This window comes from Aliiroseovarius sp. PrR006, assembly GCF_010500215.1.
Classification (GTDB): Bacteria; Pseudomonadota; Alphaproteobacteria; order Rhodobacterales; family Rhodobacteraceae; genus Aliiroseovarius.
Window position 1 is genome coordinate 601,425 of sequence record NZ_JAAGOY010000004.1, and the last position, 21,694, is coordinate 623,118.

The 21,694-nt window shown below is 58.4% G+C and carries 18 protein-coding genes; 8 read left to right on the forward strand and 10 right to left on the reverse strand.

Features of this window, described 5'->3' with window-relative positions; genetic code table 11:
• Positions 1-6 precede the first annotated feature (6 nt).
• Together G0Q00_RS03025 and uvrA are read right to left on the reverse strand one after the other, a co-directional pair.
• Complete coding sequence (locus tag G0Q00_RS03025; RefSeq protein WP_163036274.1) at positions 7-906, reverse strand: hypothetical protein; 900 nt, start codon at positions 904-906, stop codon at positions 7-9.
• Positions 907-951: 45 nt separating this feature from the next.
• Entirely contained in the window at positions 952-3,801 is a 2,850-nt protein-coding gene (gene uvrA / locus G0Q00_RS03030) for an excinuclease ABC subunit UvrA (RefSeq protein WP_163036276.1), read from the reverse strand.
• A 212-nt stretch (positions 3,802-4,013) separates the two neighbouring features.
• On the opposite strand from uvrA, the gene G0Q00_RS03035 reads away from it, so the two are divergent.
• The 3 genes from G0Q00_RS03035 (at position 4,014) to G0Q00_RS03045 (ending at position 5,254) form a co-directional block, all read left to right on the forward strand.
• Entirely contained in the window at positions 4,014-4,367 is a 354-nt protein-coding gene (locus G0Q00_RS03035) for a rhodanese-like domain-containing protein (protein ID WP_163036278.1), read from the forward strand.
• A 106-nt stretch (positions 4,368-4,473) separates the two neighbouring features.
• Positions 4,474-4,830 (forward strand): helix-turn-helix transcriptional regulator, encoded by a 357-nt coding sequence (locus G0Q00_RS03040; RefSeq protein ID WP_239058308.1) that lies wholly within the window; start codon positions 4,474-4,476, stop codon positions 4,828-4,830.
• Positions 4,823-5,254: an SRPBCC domain-containing protein gene (locus G0Q00_RS03045; RefSeq protein ID WP_163036280.1), complete on the forward strand. Its 432-nt coding sequence runs from the start codon at positions 4,823-4,825 to the stop codon at positions 5,252-5,254. The genes G0Q00_RS03040 and G0Q00_RS03045 overlap by 8 nt, the downstream gene beginning before the upstream one ends.
• Before the next feature lie 62 nt (positions 5,255-5,316).
• Here the strand turns inward: G0Q00_RS03045 and lpdA are convergent, their stop codons facing one another.
• The 5 genes from lpdA to G0Q00_RS03070 form a co-directional block, all read right to left on the reverse strand.
• Positions 5,317-6,711 (reverse strand): dihydrolipoyl dehydrogenase, encoded by a 1,395-nt coding sequence (lpdA, locus tag G0Q00_RS03050; RefSeq protein WP_163036282.1) that lies wholly within the window; start codon positions 6,709-6,711, stop codon positions 5,317-5,319.
• Between the two features lie 111 nt (positions 6,712-6,822).
• On the reverse strand, positions 6,823-7,407 hold the full coding sequence (locus G0Q00_RS03055; protein ID WP_163036284.1) for a DUF924 family protein: 585 nt from the start codon (positions 7,405-7,407) through the stop codon (positions 6,823-6,825).
• Between the two features lie 71 nt (positions 7,408-7,478).
• Positions 7,479-8,738: an MFS transporter gene (locus G0Q00_RS03060; RefSeq protein WP_163036286.1), complete on the reverse strand. Its 1,260-nt coding sequence runs from the start codon at positions 8,736-8,738 to the stop codon at positions 7,479-7,481.
• A gap of 92 nt (positions 8,739-8,830) precedes the next feature.
• Positions 8,831-9,892: a tRNA preQ1(34) S-adenosylmethionine ribosyltransferase-isomerase QueA gene (queA, locus tag G0Q00_RS03065; protein ID WP_163036287.1), complete on the reverse strand. Its 1,062-nt coding sequence runs from the start codon at positions 9,890-9,892 to the stop codon at positions 8,831-8,833.
• Positions 9,893-9,928: 36 nt separating this feature from the next.
• Entirely contained in the window at positions 9,929-13,630 is a 3,702-nt protein-coding gene (locus G0Q00_RS03070; RefSeq protein ID WP_163036289.1) for an AsmA-like C-terminal region-containing protein, read from the reverse strand.
• Between the two features lie 196 nt (positions 13,631-13,826).
• On the opposite strand from G0Q00_RS03070, the gene bcp reads away from it, so the two are divergent.
• From bcp to G0Q00_RS03090, 4 genes are all read left to right on the forward strand, one after another.
• Complete coding sequence (bcp, locus tag G0Q00_RS03075; protein ID WP_239058309.1) at positions 13,827-14,312, forward strand: thioredoxin-dependent thiol peroxidase; 486 nt, start codon at positions 13,827-13,829, stop codon at positions 14,310-14,312.
• Entirely contained in the window at positions 14,309-15,181 is an 873-nt protein-coding gene (locus G0Q00_RS03080) for a ferritin-like domain-containing protein (RefSeq protein ID WP_163036291.1), read from the forward strand. Before bcp ends, G0Q00_RS03080 begins: the two co-directional genes overlap by 4 nt.
• Before the next feature lie 269 nt (positions 15,182-15,450).
• Positions 15,451-16,770 carry a M23 family metallopeptidase gene (locus G0Q00_RS03085; protein ID WP_163036293.1) on the forward strand — a complete coding sequence of 440 codons (1,320 nt, stop codon included), beginning with the start codon at positions 15,451-15,453 and terminating at the stop codon, positions 16,768-16,770.
• On the forward strand, positions 16,760-17,296 hold the full coding sequence (locus G0Q00_RS03090; protein WP_163036295.1) for a polymer-forming cytoskeletal protein: 537 nt from the start codon (positions 16,760-16,762) through the stop codon (positions 17,294-17,296). The genes G0Q00_RS03085 and G0Q00_RS03090 overlap by 11 nt, the downstream gene beginning before the upstream one ends.
• 77 nt (positions 17,297-17,373) lie before the next feature.
• Here the strand turns inward: G0Q00_RS03090 and G0Q00_RS03095 are convergent, their stop codons facing one another.
• Complete coding sequence (locus G0Q00_RS03095; RefSeq protein WP_163036297.1) at positions 17,374-18,162, reverse strand: DUF2189 domain-containing protein; 789 nt, start codon at positions 18,160-18,162, stop codon at positions 17,374-17,376.
• Positions 18,163-18,424: 262 nt separating this feature from the next.
• Between G0Q00_RS03095 and G0Q00_RS03100 the strand changes: the two genes are divergently transcribed.
• Entirely contained in the window at positions 18,425-19,228 is an 804-nt protein-coding gene (locus G0Q00_RS03100) for a lytic transglycosylase domain-containing protein (protein WP_163036299.1), read from the forward strand.
• Between the two features lie 68 nt (positions 19,229-19,296).
• Here G0Q00_RS03100 and prfB read toward each other — a convergent pair whose 3' ends face one another.
• Complete coding sequence (gene prfB, locus G0Q00_RS03105) at positions 19,297-20,424, reverse strand: peptide chain release factor 2 (RefSeq protein ID WP_163036301.1); 1,128 nt, start codon at positions 20,422-20,424, stop codon at positions 19,297-19,299.
• 159 nt (positions 20,425-20,583) lie between these two features.
• Positions 20,584-21,693, reverse strand: a complete 1,110-nt coding sequence (locus G0Q00_RS03110) for an ABC transporter ATP-binding protein (protein WP_163036303.1) — start codon at positions 21,691-21,693, stop codon at positions 20,584-20,586.
• Between the last annotated feature and the right edge of the window lies 1 nt (position 21,694).

Sequence of the window (21,694 nt, forward strand, 5' to 3'; positions counted from 1 at the left end):
AGCGCTTCATTCTTCGACAAGCGTGACGTCAGAGCGGCGGCGCAACAGCTCGAGATCGGACAAATACCGCGCCCTCAAGTTTTCCGCGTGATCGGGGTACAGCTGCACGAACGGACGCTCCGCCACTTTGTCCGCAAACGCGTCATAGATTGCGCGTTTCTCATCCCAGAAAAGCTTTTTCCCTGCACGCCGCTGACGTTGAATTTCGAACAAGGCTGCATCCGGGAAACTCATATTCGTGTACCCTTCGCTTGGCGTCAGACCAGCCAGACCCAGATGGGGGCAGAGCAGTTCGAGCAACGCAAGGTCGTCACGTTCGCGTCGATATGGAACCACCAACAGCTTCTGGGGCTTCAGTTCCGCCAAGATGGCCTCGACCACAGTCGGCCAGCCGCCTTCAAACTCTGCCTGACGATGACGCACGGCTTCATAACTGGGCATGACATGGGTTTCGGCCCGCTTCCGAAATGCGGATTCGAACAGAGAGTCATATGAGCGGATCATCAACATGACGTTGCCAATTTCCGCCGGATGAAGAACCATCCTTAGCAGGATCATCCGCTCGCGCACATTGGGATAAAACCGTCCCTGTTCGAAGGAGATCATGCCACCAATAAAATTCTCTTCAGACAGGAGTGCCTGATGATATTCATCCGTATTGAGCACCGGCGCGAGATCAGCGCGGTTCTTGGCAATCTGCTTTTTCAGCTGCTTTGGATCCCCCAACGCAGCGTGATCCAGATGTGTGCGCAACTGCCCATTCGGGACCCGACTACGTTCCGGAAAACCAAGGCGCAAACCCTGCGCATGAAGTGCAGTCGCATTGGCACTTAGCACCATCTGAAAGGCTGTCGAACCGGTCCGGTGTGCGCCTAGGTGCAGATGCACTTCTCGAAGTTGTTTCATCGGGAAACCCTCACCTCTGGCACCTGATCCGCACGGTCCCCAGGCCTATCGCAGCATATCTTTCAAATAATGCCCCGTGTGGCTTTCGGCCACTTTCGCCACCTGCTCGGGCGTTCCTTTGGCCACGACCGTGCCTCCGCCATCGCCGCCTTCCGGGCCGATATCGATGATGTGGTCCGCGGTTTTCACCACGTCGAGATTGTGCTCGATCACCACCACAGAGTTGCCCTGATCCACCAACTCGTGCAGCACCTCGAGCAGTTTGCGCACGTCCTCGAAATGCAGACCCGTGGTGGGTTCATCAAGGATATAGAGTGTGCGCCCGGTCGAGCGTTTGGACAGCTCTTTTGACAGTTTCACGCGCTGTGCCTCACCGCCGGACAGGGTCGTCGCCTGCTGCCCTACCTTGATGTAGCCAAGTCCGACGCGCATCAGCGCATCCATCTTATCCCGGATGGACGGCACCGCCTGAAAGAACTCTTGCGCATCTTCGACGGTCATATCCAGCACGTCGGCGATGGACTTGCCCTTAAACTGCACCTCTAGCGTTTCGCGGTTATAGCGCGCGCCCTTACAGGTTTCACATTGCACGTAGACGTCGGGCAGGAAGTGCATCTCGATCTTGATGACCCCGTCGCCCTGACACGCTTCGCACCGGCCACCCTTCACGTTGAAGCTGAAGCGTCCGGGCTTGTAGCCACGGGTCTTGGCTTCGGGCAGGCCCGCGAACCACTCGCGAATGGGTGTGAAAGCGCCTGTGTATGTCGCAGGGTTGGAACGTGGTGTGCGGCCGATGGGGCGCTGGTCAATGTCGATCACCTTGTCCAGATGCTCTAGCCCCTTGATGGTTTCACAGGGCGCAGGTGTCTGGCGCGCGCCGTTCAGACGCATCGAGGCGGTCTTGAACAGCGTCTCGATGGTCAGCGTGGATTTCCCGCCGCCCGACACACCGGTCACACAGACGAATTTGCCAAGCGGAAAGTCCACCGTCACATTCTTTAGGTTGTTCCCCGTGGCTTTCTTCACGGTGATCTTCTTACCATTCCCCTTGCGACGCTTCGCTGGGACCGCGATCTCGCGAACGCCGGTAAGATACTGACCTGTTACTGAATTTTCATTGTCTGCAATGTCCTTGGGCGTCCCTTGCGCGATGATTTCGCCGCCGTGCACCCCGGCGCCGGGGCCGATATCCAAGACGAAATCGGCCTCGCGAATGGCTTCCTCGTCATGCTCCACAACGATCACCGTGTTGCCCTGATCGCGCAGGTTTTTCAGCGTGGTCAGCAGCCGGTCATTGTCGCGCTGGTGCAGCCCAATGGACGGCTCATCGAGTACATAAAGCACCCCTGTCAAGCCCGAGCCGATCTGGCTGGCCAAGCGGATGCGCTGACTTTCGCCGCCCGACAACGTGCCGGAATTTCGGCTGAGCGTCAGGTATTCCAACCCCACATTGTTCAGGAACCCCAGACGTTCGCGGATTTCCTTCAGGATCGCGCGCGCGATCTCGTTCTTTTGGGCGCTCAGATGATTGGGGGCGTCTTCGACCCAGGCCAAGGCCTCGCGGATCGACATTTCGACCACCTGCCCCACATGCAAAAGCTTCTCGCCCGACCCGATTTTCACGGCCAATGCTTCGTCCCGCAGACGATAGCCGCCACAGGCGCCACAGGGGCGGTTGTTCTGATAGCGCTCGAATTCCTCGCGGATCCAGTTCGAATCCGTCTCGCGATAGCGGCGCTCCATGTTGGGGATGACGCCTTCGAAGCTGCGCGTGACCTCGTAAACGCGCCCACCCTCATCAAAGCGGAATTTGATCTCTTCCTCGCCCGAACCATAGAGGAACACCTGCTGCACATGGGCAGGCAGGTCTTTCCATGGCGTGTTCTTGTCGAACTCATAATGTTTCGCAATCGATTCAATCGTTTGCAGGAAGTACGGCGACTTGCCCTTCCGCCAAGGCGCCAACGCCCCATCATAAACTTTCAGCGTCGCATCTGGCACCACAAGGCGTTCATCAAAGAACAGCTCTTTCCCCAGCCCGTCACATTCCGGGCAGGCCCCGAAGGGGGCATTGAAGGAAAACAGGCGCGGCTCGATCTCGGGAATTGTGAATCCGCTTTCCGGGCAGGCAAAGTTTTCCGAGAAAGTGATGACCTCAGGGTCGCCCTCGCGCGGGGCGGTTTCGAAATGGGCAATTCCGTCGGCCAGATCCAGCGCGGTGCGGAAACTGTCGGCCAGACGTTGCTCCATCCCTTCGCGCACAACCACACGGTCCACCACAACGTCGATATTGTGGCGGTATTTCTTGTCCAGCGTGGGCGGAGCGTCCAGCTCATACATCTCGCCATTCACCTTGACGCGCTGGAATCCCTTCTTCTGAAGCTCTTGAAATTCCTTGCGGTATTCGCCCTTCCGGTCGCGCACGATGGGAGCCAGAAGATAGGCGCGCGTGCCGTCTTCCATCTGCATCACGCGGTCCACCATATCCTGCACCTGCTGCGCTTCGATGGGCAGGCCTGTGGCGGGCGAATACGGCGTCCCTGCGCGGGCAAAAAGCAGGCGCAGATAGTCGTAGATCTCGGTCACTGTACCGACGGTCGAACGTGGGTTCTTGGACGTGGTCTTCTGCTCGATAGAGATCGCGGGTGACAGCCCCGCGATGTGATCCACATCGGGTTTCTCCATCATATCAAGGAATTGGCGTGCATAGGCTGACAGGCTTTCCACATAGCGCCGCTGCCCTTCCGCATAGATCGTATCGAACGCCAAGGACGACTTGCCCGAGCCCGACAGGCCCGTGATCACCACCAGCCTGTCACGCGGGATGTCCACGTCGATGGATTTCAGGTTATGCTCGCGCGCTCCGCGGACCTGGATTTCTTTCAACTCGGCCATTCTGACCCCCAATTCACACTTGCATAACGGTTAGGGCAAAGCCCGCGGCGAGACAATCGAAAAGTTAGAACATTACGAGAACAAGCTAGCAGCCACTGGCGGGATTGACTTTATATTCGCTTTTTTGAATATTTAATCCGTCAAAGAGTTGATCTGCGCGCCCGGTCCTCTATATCCCTTCTCAAGACGCGAAAGCGAAATAGGAGCAAGACATGTTTGGTTTCATGATGGGCGGGGCGAAAATGGACCCGCGCGAGGCAGTCGCGAAAGTCCTAGCAGGCGAGATCAACCTGATCGACGTTCGCGACCACGGCGAAGTGCAGATGACCGGCAAAGCCAAGGGGGCCGTGGTGGTGCCGCTTTCGGTGATGCCGTTTCAGTGTGACCCGAAAGGCCCGGACTTCAACACGGACATCGACACATCAAAACCCGTGGCGCTTTATTGCGCGTCCGGCGCGCGTTCGGCGCAAGGCGCGCAGGTGTTGAAACGGTTGGGCTTTGACGAGGTCTATAACATCGGCGGGCTGGGTCACTGGCATCAGGCGGGCGGAGAGATCGCCCGCTAAGCCCCCCTACCCCTGACGATATTGAGAACCGCGCGGGCTTTGCCAAGCGCGGTTTTTCTTTGCCCCGCCGCTCATTCACCCTAAAGGTTGACTGATCAGCCTCGCCATGTTATTCATCCATATGGTTGAACGACAAGATACGGACCTTCTGTCCCCAGTTTTGAAAGCTGCGTCTGATCCGACACGCCGGTCCATCCTGACACTGCTCGCGCAGGAAGGACCGCTTCGGATCACCGATATCGCCGCGCGTTTTGACATCAGTCTGAACTCGGTCTCGAAGCACATCAAAGTGCTGGAAGCCGCTGGGCTGGTGACCCGGCGCACCGAATGGCGCGAACATCTAATAGAAGTTCAAATGGAGCCGCTTTCGCTTGTTGATCAATGGTTTAACGAACTCCGGTCAATCTGGGCATTGCGCCTGGATGCCCTCGAAGCTGCCTTGAAGGAGGACAACGATGCCTGAACTTTCCCTTGAGATCACCCGCCACATCCCGCACCCGCCCGAACGCGTGTTCGACGCTTGGCTGGACCCCAAGATGTTGGCGAAGTTCATGGTACCCGGCCCCGGCGTCACCGTTCCCGAAGCCAACGTAGATGCCAAAGTCGGCGGCCAATTTCTGATTATGATGCGCGTGCCGCAAGCAGGTGACCTGCCGCATACGGGTGAATACCGCGTGATCGACCGCGCCAATCAGCTGGCCTTCACCTGGGTCTCGCACAACAGCGCCGAGAATTCGGTCGTGACGCTGGACTTCGCCCCGAAAGACGGCGGCACTGACCTGACCCTGCGCCACGTGCGCTTTCCATCTGAGCAAAGCCGCGACGACCACAACGGCGGCTGGACACGTATTCTGGACGCTCTTGCCGGGCTCGAAGTCACGGCTTGAACCCTCAAACACGCAAAAAGGCCGGGCGATTGACCCGGCCTTTTTCTTGAATTCACAACAGCTTACATGTGGATGACGCGATCGTAAGCGTCCAGCACGGCTTCGTGCATGCTTTCCGAGATCGTTGGGTGTGGGAAGACTGTGTGCATCAACTCTTCCTCGGTGGTTTCCAGCGTTTTGCCGACCACATAGCCCTGGATCATCTCGGTCACTTCCGGACCAACCATATGCGCACCCAGCAACTCGCCGGTTTTGGCGTCGAAGATGGTTTTGATCATACCCTCGGGGTCGCCCATGGCAATCGCTTTACCGTTGCCGATGAAGGGGAAGCGGCCGACTTTGATGTCATACCCTTGCTCTTTCGCCTTGGCTTCTGACAGACCGACCGAGGCCACCTGCGGGTGACAATAGGTACAGCCCGGGATGCTTTCCGGCTTCACCGGATGCGCGTGAAGACCCGCGATCAGCTCGGCCACCATGACACCTTCATGGCTGGCCTTGTGCGCGAGCCACGGTGCACCGGCGATATCGCCAATGGCATAGAGGCCGTCGACGCCCGTGCGGCAATGGGCGTCTGTTACAACATGGGTGCGGTCGATCTTCACGCCGAGCGCTTCCAGACCCAAGCCTTCCACATTGCCGACGATGCCGACTGCAGAGATTACGGTATCAAACTCTTGCTTCTCAACTTTGCCGCCGACCTCGATATGGGCGGTGACTTTGCCTTTGGCGCGATCCAGCTGCTTGACCATGGCTTTCTCCATGATCTTCATACCTTGCTTGACGAAGGACTTCTTCGCGAAGGCCGAGATCTCGGCGTCTTCAACCGGCAGAACGCGGTCCATCACCTCGACCACGGTGGTGTCAGCGCCCAACGTATTGAAGAAGCTAGCAAATTCAATTCCAATCGCGCCCGAGCCGATGACCAGAAGTTTCTTCGGCATGCGCGGCGGGTTCAGCGCGTGTTTGTAGGTCCACACCAGATCGCCATCAGCCTCAAGTCCCGGCAGTTCGCGGGCACGGGCGCCGGTGGCAAGCACGATGTTCTTCGCGGTCAGCTCTTCGGTGCCTTTTTCAGTTTTGACCGAGACCTTGCCCTTGGCGGGGATCGTTGCCTCGCCCATCACCACGGTGACCTTGTTTTTCTTCATCAGGTGACCGATGCCGCCCGACAGCTGGGCCGCGACGCCGCGCGAGCGCTTTACGATGGCAGGCAGATCATAGTCAATCTTGCCGGCAGACAGACCAAATTCCTTGGCGCGGTGCATCAGATGGAACACCTCAGCCGAGCGCAAAAGCGCCTTGGTCGGGATACAGCCCCAGTTCAGGCAGATACCGCCCAGATGCTCGCGTTCGACGATGGCCACTTTCTGGCCCAGCTGAGCGGCCCGAATGGCTGCAACATAACCGCCCGGCCCTGCGCCGATCACGATCGTATCATAACTCTGTCCTGCCATCGGTGGCTCCTCCTCATCCAAGATAGTTTGGCATTAAACTATTTCGTTCAACGGATCAATTACCTCAGCGAAACCCCGCTATTCGCTCAGCGAAAACCGGGAATATCGCCGTTATTCCTGCTCATCCTGCAGCTCATGAAGGATCTGACCATAGCCGCCATCGCGAATGAACGCATCTTCTTCAGCGCGACTATCGCGTCCAAGCGCCTGATTTCGATAAGGAAACCGCCCGAAACGACGAATGATCTCGCGGTGAATGCGGGCATGAAGCGTATCCCCTTCCCCACGCGGATCAGACATGCGGTCCTGCATCAACTCGATGCAACGGTCCTGCATTGCCATCTCTTCACTATGCATGAAGGGCATATAAAAGAATTGCCGGGTTGGCAGATCGATCTGCAAATCCAGCCCATTGTCGATCGCGCGCTCGGCACAAGCCAGTGCTGCGGCGTCCGTCGCAAAGGACCGCGCATCACCGCGAAACATGTTGCGTGGGAACTGGTCTGTCAGGATCAAAAACCCCAACGCACCCTCAGCCGTGTCCTGCCAGTGGTCTAACGCACCGGCGCGGGCGGCCTCCCAACTTGGCAGGAACTTGTCCCGGATCGTGGAGTCGAGTTCGTCGGTACCGTTATACCAGCCCTCAGGCCCAGTATCGTCGACCCAGAAGCGGATGATATTCTGTGCAGTCGCCATGTCGTCCTCCCTACCCATTCACCCTAGCGGGGAGGGAGAACTCTGCAAGCCCCGTAAATGACTTCAGGCGATCAGCTCTCTTCCTCTTCGTTGGCTTCTGCCTCGTCCGCCCAGAACTCTTGCGCCATGTCGACAGCCACAGGGGATGCGGCAGGCGCCATAGTTACAAACGCACCGGTATCTTGGGGCGCAGGCGCCGAACGCTGGGTCGACCGCCACAGACCGTAAGCAAGCAAAGCAAGAAGCAGGACAGCCATATAGGACCAGAAGCCACTGGGACCGACCACGCCCATCACCCAGCCCGAGATGATCGGTCCGGCAATCGCGCCAATCCCGTTAATGAAGATCAGCCCTGCTGACGCGGCTGGCATATCGTCCGGATCCAGGAAGTCGTTCACATAGGCCAGAAGCAGCGCGTAAAGCGGGTTGGTCATGCCGCCCATCAAAAAGGCTGCCGCCAGCAACACATTATAGTCTGAAGACAGAAGCACCGGCAGGAACCCAGCCATAGCGGCCACAGCCGTAACGATCAGGATCAGGATGCGCCGGTCCATGCGGTCAGAGATCCAACCGATGGGATACTGAAGCACCAGCCCGCCAATATAGAAGGTCGACACAAAGCCCGAAATCTGCGCGACGGTTAGCCCCGCCTGCTGTCCAAAGACCGAGGCCATGCCGAACTGTGCAGCAAACACGCCACCCAGAATGAAGAAGCCGACACAGCCCAGCGGCGAGATCGTGTAAAGCTCGCGCAGGCTCAGACCTTTGGTGGTTTCAAAGGCAGGGGTTGGGTTCACCGACAAGAGGATCGGCGCAAAGGCAATCGACACCAGCACCGAGGGAATGATGAACAAGATGAAGTCCTGCGGATCCCCCAGCACCAGCAGACCCTGTGCCGCAATAATTCCGACCATCTGCACAAACATATAAAGCGACAACGCCTTGCCCCGGTTCGCGTTGTCGGCGGCGTTGTTCAGCCAGCTTTCCGCCGTGACATACACACCCGAGAAGCAGAACCCGACAACAACGCGCAGAAGCGTCCAGGCAATCGGATCGTTCATCGCCGGGTACAGGATCAACACGGCTGAAATGAACGACCCCAGCGCCGCAAAGACCCGCACATGGCCGACACGGCGGATCATGGTCGGCGCCATGCGCGACCCGAACAGGAAGCCTGCGAAATAGCCAGACATGACAAGCGACAGCTCGAAGGTCGAGAACCCCTCAAGCCCACCACGAATACCCAACAGTGTGCCCTGCACACCGTTGCCAACCATTAAAAGCATGACGCCTAACAAAAGCGCCCAAGAGCTTGCCAGAACCTGAAGCATGGAACCCTCCGCCAATCCGAGAAGTTCAGTGTAGCCGAAGGCGCTGTCCGGAAAACGCTTTTTCGCGACCTAGTGGAGTCGCGTTCCGGCCTCTAAGCCCCCTTGGGCAGCAGAAGCGAGCTGTCGCCGTACGAAAAGAAGCGATATTTTTCTGCAATGGCATGGGTATAGACATCCCGCATCCGCTCGGTCCCCATCAAGGCAGAGACCAGCATCATCAGCGTGGATTTGGGTAGGTGGAAGTTGGTCATCAAGCCATCGGTGATTGAAAATTCAAAACCCGGAGTGATGAAAATGTCGGTCTCGCCGGTCCACGGCGCGATCTGCCCCTTCGCCACTGCGGCGCTTTCGATTAGGCGCAATGCGGTGGTGCCCACCGGAATCACGCGCCCACCGGCGGCGAGGGTCGCGTTGATCTCGTCCGCCGCAGTTTGGCTGACCTCGCCCCATTCGGCATGCATCTTGTGTTTTGAAACATCGTCGACCTTCACCGGCAAGAAGGTCCCCGCCCCCACATGCAACGTGACGTGGGTCAGATCCACGCCCATCGCTTCGATCTTGGACAGCAAATCTGCATCGAAATGCAGTGACGCGGTTGGCGCGGCAACAGCACCTGTATTGCGGGCAAAAACGGTCTGGTAATCTTCGTTGTCTTGGTCGTCCGCCGCACGCTTGGCAGCAATATAAGGCGGTAGTGGCATCTTGCCGGCCTCAGCAATCGCAACATCAAATGCGTCACCCACAAGATTGAACCGCAGCACCGCCTGATCATCGTCCCGCCCAAGGAATTCAGCGCTTAGCGCATCCGAGAACGCAATCACGTCGCCCTCTTTCAGCTTGCGCAGCGGCTTCGCCATAGCGTGCCATTGCCCTTGACCATCGGGCGATAGAAGCGTGACCTCGATATTCGCCACCCCTTCACCGGGCGCCTGCCCCGGACGGGTGCGTGTGCCGAACAATCGCCCTGGAATGACTTTGGTGTCGTTCAGGATCAGCCGATCCCCCGGACGCAGCCAGCTGGTCAGGTCTCCGACATGAGCGTCGGTCAGAGTGTCTGGCGTCGCAACCAACAGGCGGCTGGCCGTGCGCGGACGCGCCGGGCGCGTCGCAATCAGATCTTCGGGCAGATCAAAGTCAAAATCACTGAGTTTCATGGCCGCGCACATAGGTCCGATCTGGGAAAAGGTCAATCATTCTGGTCGTGGGGGTGGGTCACGCCGGAAAATGTCGCGGAAGAACCCCGGTGTCAGAATTGATAGCGGATTAACTGAAACCTCAGGAGATGTCGCCGTTCCACCCAGCCGGTAATTGAACCCGACAAGCCCTTCGCCCTTACGTGCAAAGATGCGGCCAGCAGAATTCACGACATAAAAGGGCGAGATCACCCCCTGCATCCGCAATTGCTCGGTCCCAAGATAGTAGTAACCATCCATTGAAATGCCCATCGAATGCCCTGAGGCCGAGCTTTCATATATTGTGACCTTCTCGGGATCCAGTCGGAACCGCGCGTTCACATCACCAAACGGAATACCCTGCCCGCCCAATTGCTGTAAAAGTCCGATCACCGAAATCGCGGACAGAAGCTCGGCCATGGCCGGTGCGTCGTGAACACTGATATTGTCGGCAATGGAGAGGTTGCCTTCGTAAACACCTTTCCCACCTGCTGGCGTCAGGATTAGCTCCATCGTGCCGCCCCTTGCGGATTTGAACAGACCCGCTTCACGCATGACCGCACCCGCGTCGCGCGCGTTGATCCGGAACGCGGTGCCATTCGGCTGAGGGGCCGCAACACCCTGAATGACCGGCTTGCCCGAGACCCGCCCTTCGAACTGCCCCGACAAGCCGGTGGGGCCGCTGGTCAGCGCAGCCTCGAACGGCGTCAGCACAATGCCTTCGGAAATGATCAGCCGGTCCAGCCTGAGATCAATCGGAGTTTGACCCTGCGCTGCGCTTTGACCTCGGTTCACCCCAACCGTTGCGCCACGCAGGTCAATCGTGCCCCCGTTGACGCTTACAGCCACGGGCACGCCCACGCCACGACCTGTCAGCGTCACCTGAGCATCTAACCACCCCCCCAACTTGACGCGATCAAACACGGCCGTGTCAAATCCGCCTTCAGGGTGCAGATTGACCCGCCCTGCTGCGGAAAGTCCGGGCGCTGTCACGGCAAGCTGATCGATTTTTGGCACCTGCCCAAGGTCCGCCGTCAGCGTGATCTGCCCTTCAGCATTTTTGCGCTTGGACCAGCCCAAGGCGGCGATGGACAGACCAACGCCCTTCAGATCCCCTTCGAGCGTCAGCCGTGGCGGCGCGTCCTTGACCAGCACAATTTTAAAGTCACCTCGCCCTTCGCCTTGAACCGTCCCTTTCGGAAGACCAACCTTGAAGACCTCCAGCGCCTTGAGGTTCAACGGGAAGCGTCCCGACACAGTTGATATCTCGACCGCTTTACCATCCTCGAACGGCAGCTCCCAACGCCCTGAGACCGGAAGACCAGACAAGCTTCCCCTGCCCTCAAGGCTCAACTTAGCACCATCAAAGTGCATCGTCGCTTCGGGCAATTTCAACTGGTGACCTGGTACGATCTTGTCGCTTGCAACATTCCGCAAATCTGCGATCAGATCATACTGCATGGAACCACGTGGCGGCTTGGGTTGCATCTGAACATCGACGCGTCCACGCACCGTTGCGCGTCCCGTGGCCATATCCGGACCCATCTTGCCGTCGCTCTTGCGAAACACTTGGAACGGCTTCGCGTCCAGCAATTGAAGTGCGGTCGTCACCGGGCCCGAGACGGACAGGTCGACCTCGGCCGGAACGGGTCGAATTGGCAGGCTGGGATCAGCATCTGCCGGGCGCGGTTTGCCCATCTTCGGAATGACAAATCTTGTCCCACTGATATCCAGCGTGCCCGCAATCTGCCCGTCGATATCGCGCGGGCGCACGATGCCTTGATCTGCCACAACAGACAGCCGGCGACCTTCAATTACAAGCCTCCCATCTGCGCGCTCGATGGGCTGCATATCCTTCACCGCGCGGATCGTCATATCCTGATACGAGGCCGACACGTTCAAATGCGCCGGTGCACCCCCTTGTTTACGCCAGGCAATTGCGACATCCGTGAAGTGCCCCTCCGACACATTCTCGCGGATCCATTTTCTGACACGCGCACTTCGTGCCTCGGGCCACAGCGCAACAACCTGTTCGGGGGTGACTTTCTCGGCCCGGCTGTCAAAGCCCAAGGACCAGCCATCACGATCCGCCGAGATTCGCCCCGATCCCGCAATATGGCGATCTTCATGGGTGACATAGGCCTGCCCGATATCCACTTCAAAAGGATCAAGACGCAAACGGAAGTCAGCCCCACCTTGTCCCAGTAGAACCGTGTCTTCGAACAGTTCGGATGGATTGACCTCGGCCTCAGACAATTGCACCTGACCAATCAACTCGGTCGGCCAGCCGCCTGTCCAGCCGCGAAGATAGGCGTGTCCCTCGGCATTGGCCTGAACCCAGTCGGACGACAGCGACATTTCCGAGAAATCCATACGTTCCCGTTCGGGGTCATAGTCGATATCGACCCGACCGCCGTTGAAGCGCGCTGGTTTGGCACCGCCAGCGGGCGAAATCGCCCCCGCGCCAAATTCCAGAAACCCCGCCAGATCGGAGATCGCACCGTCATCATCCACAACCGTCAACAACTCGCCCGAGATCGGCGCGTCCACAATCCCAAGGAAGGTCAAAAGCGGCGTCTGCGCGGCGATGTCGGCGGAAAGAGCGTTCTTGAACCGCGCCGTGAACTCGGCCGCGGACGAGCTTTTGGCGCTTCGAAATTCCAGCACCGTCTCGGCCAGCGTCTCGGTTTGATTGAAGACGTCAAAGGACACAGACATGCTGACATGTTGGGCATCCTGCGTGATAACCAGCGCCCCGTCCGTCACCTGCCAAATCCGACCGGTGCGTGCATCCTCAAGCGTGATGGTCAGGGCATCTGCGCGGATGATGTCTGTATGAGATAAAGCACCGTCCGCGAAAACCTGATCAATGCCATCAAGGACACTTGCGAAATCGCCGCTTGTTCCGACGCCTTGCCCGAAACTCAGTGCGAAAGCACCGTTCGCTTGTCGGCGCACGGTGATCTGCGCGCCAGACAACTCAAGCGTAGCGGGCTCGAACCGGCCTGACAGAACGGGCAAAACAAACACCGAGCCCTCGACCGCATTCAAGCGCCCGATTTCCAGCCCGGTCTCATCGCGCACGCCCAGATCGACCAGACGCAGCCGGGGCCGACCGTTTCCAGCAACCCCAAGTTCGATCCGCGACAGAGACAAGCCAACCGCATCGGATTGGGCGTTCAGTCGCTCTTCAACACTGCGCGCCACCCAATCGGGCATCGCGACAACCCGACCCGTCACCGACATGGACACCAGCACCAAGAACAGAGCCAAAGCCCCGAACATCAAAACCGACCACACGCCCGTACGGCGTTTCAGTTTGCGGGGCGTTTTTCCTTTTGGTGCGGTAATGGGGGGAACTGCGGCGTCGGCGCTTGCCTTCGGCGTCTCACGAGACGGGGCAACATTAAGGCGCGCGGATTTGGGATCGGCGATATGAGGATTGTGTAGACTTGGGGCTTTCGACTTTGCCACCGTCAGCTCGTTGGCCTTGGGCTTAGCAAGATTTTCAGACCGGCGCAGCTTTCTGAAACGCAGCAGAGCTTGCTCCAACAACCCACGCAACGGCATGCGGCGCGCACTGGCGGCCAGCACGGCGGCCTCGGCGCGTTCAATCGACACATCGTCAGGCGCATCATGACCCTGTGACGCCGCCTTCTGCGCACCCCCTTTCGGGGGCGCGCCAGTCAGGTCATCTTCTGGCGTGTTGTCACTGGTCATTTTTGCCTGTTGGACCGGCTCTTGCAGCCCCCTGTATTTTCCATCATTCTGCCCAAAACATCGTGGCGGCGAAAGGCCTGAATATGGGTAAGTGCCCGGTTTCTCTCGCTTCGACCGGTATAAAACCGCAAAACACCTCGTGCTGGTTCAGATCCAGTTAAGGCTCTAACGGCTCTACGGAAGGAACTCCAGAAACATGACCCAGAACATGCCCGCAATTGGCGACATCGCGCCGGATTTCACACTTCCGCAAGACCAAGGCGCCCCGATTACCCTGTCGGATCTCGCGGGTGCGCCCGTTGTTCTGTTCTTCTATCCCAAAGACAACACCCCCGGATGCACCACCGAAGCGCTGGATTTCACGGCCTTGCTTGATGAATTTCAGGCACTTGGCGTGCATGTCTTGGGTGTGTCGAAAGACAGCCTGAAAAAGCACGAGAACTTCCGCGCCAAACACGCGCTTGGCATTCCACTTCTGTCCGATGCCGAGGGCGACGTCTGCGAACGCTATGGCACGTGGGGCGAGAAGAAGAACTATGGCCGCACCTATATGGGCATCACGCGCACCACATTCCTGATCGGCGCCGACGGTCGCATCGCACAGGTGTGGGAGAAGGTGAAAGTGAAAGACCACGCCCAAGCCGTGCTGGACGCCGCGCGTGATCTGGCGGGCGACGCATGATCGGCCTGTCCAAACCCTTGGCGCAAATGGCGGACGAGGTGCTGCGGACGGCCGATGGCCGTGAAAAGACCGCTTTGGCGCGTCGATATGCGGCGGAATGGTTTGCCGCGCGGGATGCCGGGCAGATCACCTCGCCCCTTCAGGATCGCGATGCGGTCATCGGACAGGCGACGCCGCCGAATTTTCCGGCGCGTCCTGAGAAACCCGAACTGAAAAATCCTCGAGACGTCCCACGTCGTCGCCCCGGTTCGCCCGCAGGGCAGATCGCACTTTTGCATGCTGTGGCTCATATCGAATTGAATGCCGTCGATCTGCATTGGGACATCATCGCGCGGTTTACCGACACGCCAATGCCCTTAGGGTTTTACGACGACTGGGTGAAAGCTGCTGACGAAGAAGCAAAACATTTCAACCTTGTAAGTGACTGCCTTGAGACGCTTGGCAGCCAGTATGGAGCCTTGGCGGCCCATGCTGGCATGTGGCGCGCGGCCGAGGATACGGCGACGGACATACTGGGCCGCTTGGCCGTGGTCCCGATGGTGCTAGAGGCACGCGGGTTGGACGTGACGCCCGGCATGATCGACATCTTCAAGAAGGCGGGACTGGACGACACGGTCGCCGCACTGGAAGTGATCTATGCCGAAGAGGTCGGGCATGTCGCCTATGGGTCAAAGTGGTTCCATTTCCTGTGCGGACGCCACGAGCTGGACCCGAAAGAAACGTTTCACGAGCTTGTGCGCACCTATTTCCACGGAGCACTCAAACCGCCTTTCAATGAAGAAAAACGGGCCGAAGCTGGCCTGCCGCCCGACTTCTATTGGCCACTGGCCGAGGAAACGCCAGACCGCCAGCGTGGAACACCGCGTTAAGCTCCTTAAATTCCCGCGATGGTGGAGCATTCACCCGTTTCTTGGTGCCAATTTGATCTGGGCAGGATTTCCTGACCACGCAAAGCCTGCCCAGTTTGCATCAAATCGGCAGAAAATTGCCCGTTTCGACACGGCAAGCTGATGAATTTCCCAAATTTTCTTGCGTGAACGAAAGCTCCACGCTAAGCACCTCGGGTCTGACGGTGCGCCGGTAAGAGCACTCATTCGCCGCAGACAAGGGACGTAGGGAAGACACTGGGGTTTGCGCATTGCATAACCATTTGATCGCCAAGACCAATCATCTGCTCGAGCGGGTTTTTCCCGAGCAGCGCCTGTTCCTGAGATCAGAGGAAGGCACGCGATTCATTCGACTGTCTCCATTGACGCAAGCCTTGGGCTGGACCGGATCGGCCGCGTTCTTCGCCTGGTCGATTATCGCCACTGCCGTTTTGCTGATGGACTCGATCGGTTCGGGCAACCTGCGCGATCAGGCACAGCGCGACAAACAGCTTTACGAACAGCGCGTGCAAACCTTGTCCGAAGAACGTGACACTCGCACCTCTGAAGCGATCGCCGCACAAGAACGCTTTAACCTGGCTCTGTCGCAGATCTCGGAAATGCAAAGCGAGCTTCTGGCGTCCGAAGAACGCCGCCGCGAGTTGGAAACCGGGATCGGGGTCATTCAGTCGACACTGCGCCGCACCATTGGCGAACGCGACGTGGCGAAGGGCAGCTTGGAGCAGGTTCTTGCGGAAGCCCGCGAAAACGCGGACAACGCAGCCCCGGGCACGACCGCCGTCGCCAGCAACGCAACGCTGACCTTCATGACCGAAGAACTGGCCCGCACCGCAGCCGAGCGCGACAAGGTCGCCGCCAGCGCCGCCGAGGCCGAGAAATTCGCCCAGGATATGATGTACGAGGCGCGTCTGAAGCAAGAGCGCAACGACCAGATCTTCCGCCAGCTGGAAGATGCCGTGTCGATCTCGATGGAACCACTGGACAAGATGCTCGCCAAGTCCGGCATGCCTGTCGACGACATTCTGGGCCAGATCCGCCGGAGCTATTCTGGTCAAGGCGGCCCCCTGACCCCGCTGATCCTGTCCACCAGAGGCGAGGCTCCGGATCCGGACACTGAACGCGCCAACCGCATTCTGGGCGAGCTGGATCGCATGAACTTGTATCGCATCGCAGCCCAGAAGATGCCCTTCGGCATGCCTGTAAAGTCAGGTTTCCGCTTCACGTCGGGCTTTGGCGCCCGCTGGGGCCGGATGCATAATGGCACAGATTTTGCCGCCCCCATCGGCACCCCGGTCTATGCACCGGCAGATGGGGTCGTCATTCACGCTGGCTGGTCTTCGGGCTATGGCCGGCTTATCAAGATCCAACACGAATTCGGCGTCGAAACACGTTACGCCCATTTGTCGCGCATGAATGTGCAGAAAGGACAAAGGGTCTCGCGCGGGGATCGAATTGGTGATATTGGAAACAGCGGACGCTCGACCGGGCCGCATCTTCACTATGAAGTGCGCGTGGGCGGACGTCCGATCAACCCCATGATCTATATCAAGGCAGCACGCGATGTTTTCTAAAAGCAAGATCAACGAGCCCGGCCCCAAGGCTGGCGACAAGGATACCAAACCCGCTGCGGCACCCGCCGCTGAGAAACCGGCCATCCCCCCCAAGGCGTCCACACCGCCCGTGCCGTCTTCGACCCCGAAAGCCAAACCGCCTGCATCGACATTGTCGTCTGACATCGTCATCAAGGGCGACATCAAGTCGACCGGCGACATCATCGTTGAGGGCACCGTGGAAGGTGACATCCGCGCCCACCAGCTGACCATTGGCGAAGGCGCCACCGTACGCGGCGAAGTGGTTGGCGACGACGTTGTGATCAACGGTCGCATCATCGGCCGCCTGCGCGGCCTGAAGGTGCGCCTGACCGCCACCGCACGTGTGGAAGGTGACATCATTCACAAGACCATCGCCATCGAAAGCGGTGCGCATTTCGAAGGCTCGGTTCAGCGTCAAGACGACCCGCTGTCGGGTGGCGCGAAAAAAGTTCAGCCTCCGGCGGCTTCTGCCCCCGCTGCAGCCCCCGCTGCTGAAAAAGCCTAAGTTCCGAAAATCCGGGACCATTCCAAAACAAAGGCCGTCTGATGGGCGGCCTTTGCTATTTCTAGAGGTGCGTTGTGTCAGTCCTCGAACGACATGACCTTCTGGTATAGGTGCCATGTCGCATGCCCCAGGATAGGCAACACAATGAACAGGCCGAGAAACAGTGGCAGCATCGCCAAAATCATCAACACCGTGACCAAAGCGCCCCAGAAAACCATCGGAACAAGGTTCTGCACCACGGACTGGAATGAATAGATCATGGCCGAGATGAAATCCATCTCGCGATCCAGCAGCATCGGCAGGCTACTTACGGTCAGGGCAAAGGCCACAAACGCCATAATACCACCAACGATGGTGCCCACGGTCAACATCGTGATCCCGTTGCTGTTCAACAGGGCATCCTGCCAGTTCGACGTGATATTGGTCATGGGCTGCAGCCCCATGAACAGCATGAACACGATATGTGCCACGAAGATCCAGAACAGAAAGCCCATGATCAGAACCATCGCGATCGACGGGAACTGTCGGTCTTTTTGGTTAAACACCACGCCGAGGATTTGCGCCCAATCGAGCGGCGCGCCTTTTTGCAAACGGCGGCTAACCTCGTACAGGCCGACGGCCAGAAATGGGGCCAGAAACGGGAAGCCAAAGGCGACGGGAATGATCCAATAACTTTGATCCATCACCTTGAACTCAAGAAACAGAACAATGCCGCCCAGCACGAAAAACAACGCGAAAAACAACCCGAAGGCTGGCGCGGTTTTGAAATCCTGAATTCCTGCTTTTAAGGCTGACAGCACATCCGAAATGGAAATGGATTGGATACTTGGCGGCGACGAGGCCTCCAAAGTGGTTGCGTCAGACATTTTTCCTCCCTGCACGTATCTTATTTTTGTTCTCGCGCGCAGATCGAGTGTTGCGGGTGAATTTGCATCCGTCAAGTTTATGAACGCGTTAATCTTGCGTCTCAACGCGCTGAGGACAGCGATAAAATGGCCCGGGATCGGCGAAGCGAAAGAACAAAGGGTTGACCCGGATAGGGCGAACGGGCTTTCGTGCGATAGGTTTGACTGGCGCAGCCGCTTGCTCGCGGCAAAGCGCAGCATCTTGTGTGACGGGGATTTTGACATGCCATTTCTGAAAAAGCTCATCGCTGTTGGGGGCATCCTCTGCCTGACCTCGGGCGCAGCCATGGCCGCCAAATGCGGTAATACATCAGCAGGGTTCGAGGCTTGGAAGGCCGGCTTCGCCAAACAGGCGCAAAGGGCGGGTGTTGGCAAACGTGGCCTTCAGGCCCTCGCCGCGACCCAATACTCATCCACCACCATCAGTGCCGACCGCAATCAGAAATCATTCCGGTACACTCTGTCCAAGTTCATGCAGATCCGAGGCTCTGCCACGATCGAGGCGCAGGGGCGCAAGCGCTTAGCGAAGAACCCGCAATTCTATCAATCGCTCGAAAAACGCTATGGTGTTCCGGCAGGTGTCCTGTTGGCAATCCACGGGATGGAAACCGGGTTTGGTGGTTTTATGGGCGACACGCCGGTTGTGTCCGCGATCACCACATTGGCCTACGACTGCCGCCGTTCTGATTTCTTCAAACCCCACGCGATTGGCGCGTTGAAACTAGTGGATCAGGGCACGATCACCAGCGCGACGCTTGGCGCCAAACATGGCGAGCTTGGTCACACCCAATTCCTGCCGGGCAACGCCGATAAATACGGGGTCGATGCCTCGGGCGATGGGCGCGTGGATCTGTACAATCTGGCAGATGCGATGGCCACCACCGCAAACTTCCTACGCAAGAAAGGCTGGAAGCGGGGCAAAGGCTATCAAGAGGGCCAACCGAATTTCCGCGTGATCAAGGAATGGAATGCGGCGACGGTCTATCAGCAGGCCATCGCGATCATGGCGGCGAATATCGACAGATAACCCCCTGCTACAACAAAGCCCCGGCCAGAGGGTCTGACCCGGGCTTTGCTGAATCTCTCAGCGCGGGCTTAGTCCTCCGCGTTGGCCTCGGACCGCGATTTGCCGGCCACGTCTTGCGCCAGAACCGATGCCATGAATGCGTCCAGATCGCCGTCCAGAACACCTTTGGTATCCGAGGTCTCGTGACCCGTACGCAGGTCTTTCACCATCTGGTAGGGCTGCAGTACGTACGAACGGATCTGGTTGCCCCAGCCCGCATCGCCCTTATTTTCATGCGCTTCGTTGATCGCGGCGTTCCGACGGTCCAGCTCCATCTGATACAGGCGCGATTTCAGCGCTTTCATGGCGATGTCGCGGTTCTGGTGCTGCGATTTTTCCGAGCTGGTGGTGACAACGCCGGTCGGAAGGTGGGTGATCCGTACCGCCGAGTCCGTCGTGTTCACGTGCTGACCACCAGCACCGGACGAGCGGTAGGTGTCGATACGAATGTCGGACGGGTTTACCTCGATCTCGATATTGTCGTCGACCACGGGATAGACCCAGACCGAGCTGAACGAAGTGTGACGTTTAGCGGCCGAGTCATAAGGCGAAATCCGCACCAAACGGTGCACGCCGCTTTCCGATTTCAGCCAGCCATAGGCGTTGTGCCCAGAAATCTTATAGGCGGCAGATTTGATGCCCGCCTCTTCGCCTGCGCTTTCAGATTGAAGCTCGACCTTATAGCCGTGCTTTTCCGCCCAGCGGACATACATCCGCGCCAGCATGGATGCCCAGTCGCAGCTCTCTGTACCGCCGGCGCCTGAGTTGATTTCGAGGAAGGTGTCGTTGCTGTCGGCCTCGCCGTCCAGCAGCGCTTCTAGCTCGGCGGCGGCGGCCTTTTCGACCAGTGCCTTCAGCGATGCTTCGGCGTCCTCGACGACCTCTTCATCTTCTTCCATCTCGCCCAGTTCGATCAGGTCAATATTGTCCTGCATGTCCTGCGCCATGGATTTATAGCTGTTCACGCTGTCCAAAAGCGACTGACGTTCGCGCATCAGCTTTTGCGCCCGGTCGGGGTCATTCCACAGGTCCGGGTCCTCAGTCATCGCGTTGAATTCCTCAAGACGATGTTCAGCCGTTTCCCAACCGATCCGCTGCCGCAAAAGTGCCAGGGATTTTTCGATTGCATCAACGTTGTTCTGAGCCTCTGCCCGCATGGGTGTGTTCCCTGTCCGAAATCTCGTCCCTCGCAATATCAACAGGGGCGCGGATGAGCAAGCGCGGATGGGATACCTGCCCCAATAGAAAGGGCTGCAGAGTTCGAACCCCTGCAGCCCCTTTGCTGTGTGAGTGGATTGAAAGAGAGCGGTTGATCCTCAGGTCCGCATTGTTACGCCGTCGGCAAATATCTGAAGCTTCGACGGGTCTGCCGTCAGGCGCACAGATTGGCCTTTCAGCTCGCCATGAATGCCGGGAAGCTTGGCGATCAGATGCGTCTGGTTGGCGCTGTCCGCGCCCTCGCCCACCGACAATTTGGCAGGGATGTACAGTAGCGACACCTCACCCAAGGCCTCGACGATTTCGACCGCGCCTTCAAAGATCGCATCGCCCTCGGCCAGCACGAAATCCTCAGGCCGGATACCCAGATTGACCACGCGCCCCATGTCGGCCTCGGTCGTGGTGATCTCGGTCACCGCGACGCCACCAGCATCCAGCGTCACCTGCGTTTTATCGCCAGTGGCCGTGATCTTGCCCGGAAGAAGATTCATGGCAGGTGATCCGATGAACTGCGCCACGAACTCGGTCCGGGGGCGTTCATACAGCTCAAGCGGACTACCCACCTGCGCGATCCCCTTGTTGGCCAGAACCACGATGCGATCAGCCAGCGTCATCGCCTCGACCTGATCGTGGGTCACATAGATCATGGTACTCTCAGGCATAGCCTCTTTCAGCTGCGAGATTTCAATCCGTGTGGCGACCCGAAGGGCGGCATCCAAGTTCGAGAGCGGTTCATCAAACAGGTAGACCTTGGGGTCGCGCACAATCGCGCGGCCAATCGCCACCCGCTGGCGCTGCCCACCGGACAGCGCTTTCGGCAGGCGGTCCAGATAAGGTTCCAGTTGCAACGCCTTGGCGGCATGGTCTACGGCGGCGTCAATTTCTGCCCTCGGCTTCTTCGCGATGTTCAGCGCAAAGGCCATGTTGTCGCGCACCGTCATATGCGGATAGAGCGCATAGGACTGGAACACCATCGCAATGCCGCGTTGGCTGGGGGGCACATCGTTCACCACCTGCCCGTCGATTTCCAACATGCCATCGGTGATCTTTTCCAGCCCTGCGATCATGCGTAGAAGCGTCGACTTTCCGCAGCCAGAGGGACCAACGAAGACGATCAACTCGCCGGTTTGAATGTCCAGATTAATGTCGTTCAGGACGTTCACGTCGCCATAGCTTTTGACAACGTCTGTCAGTTTCAAATCGGCCATG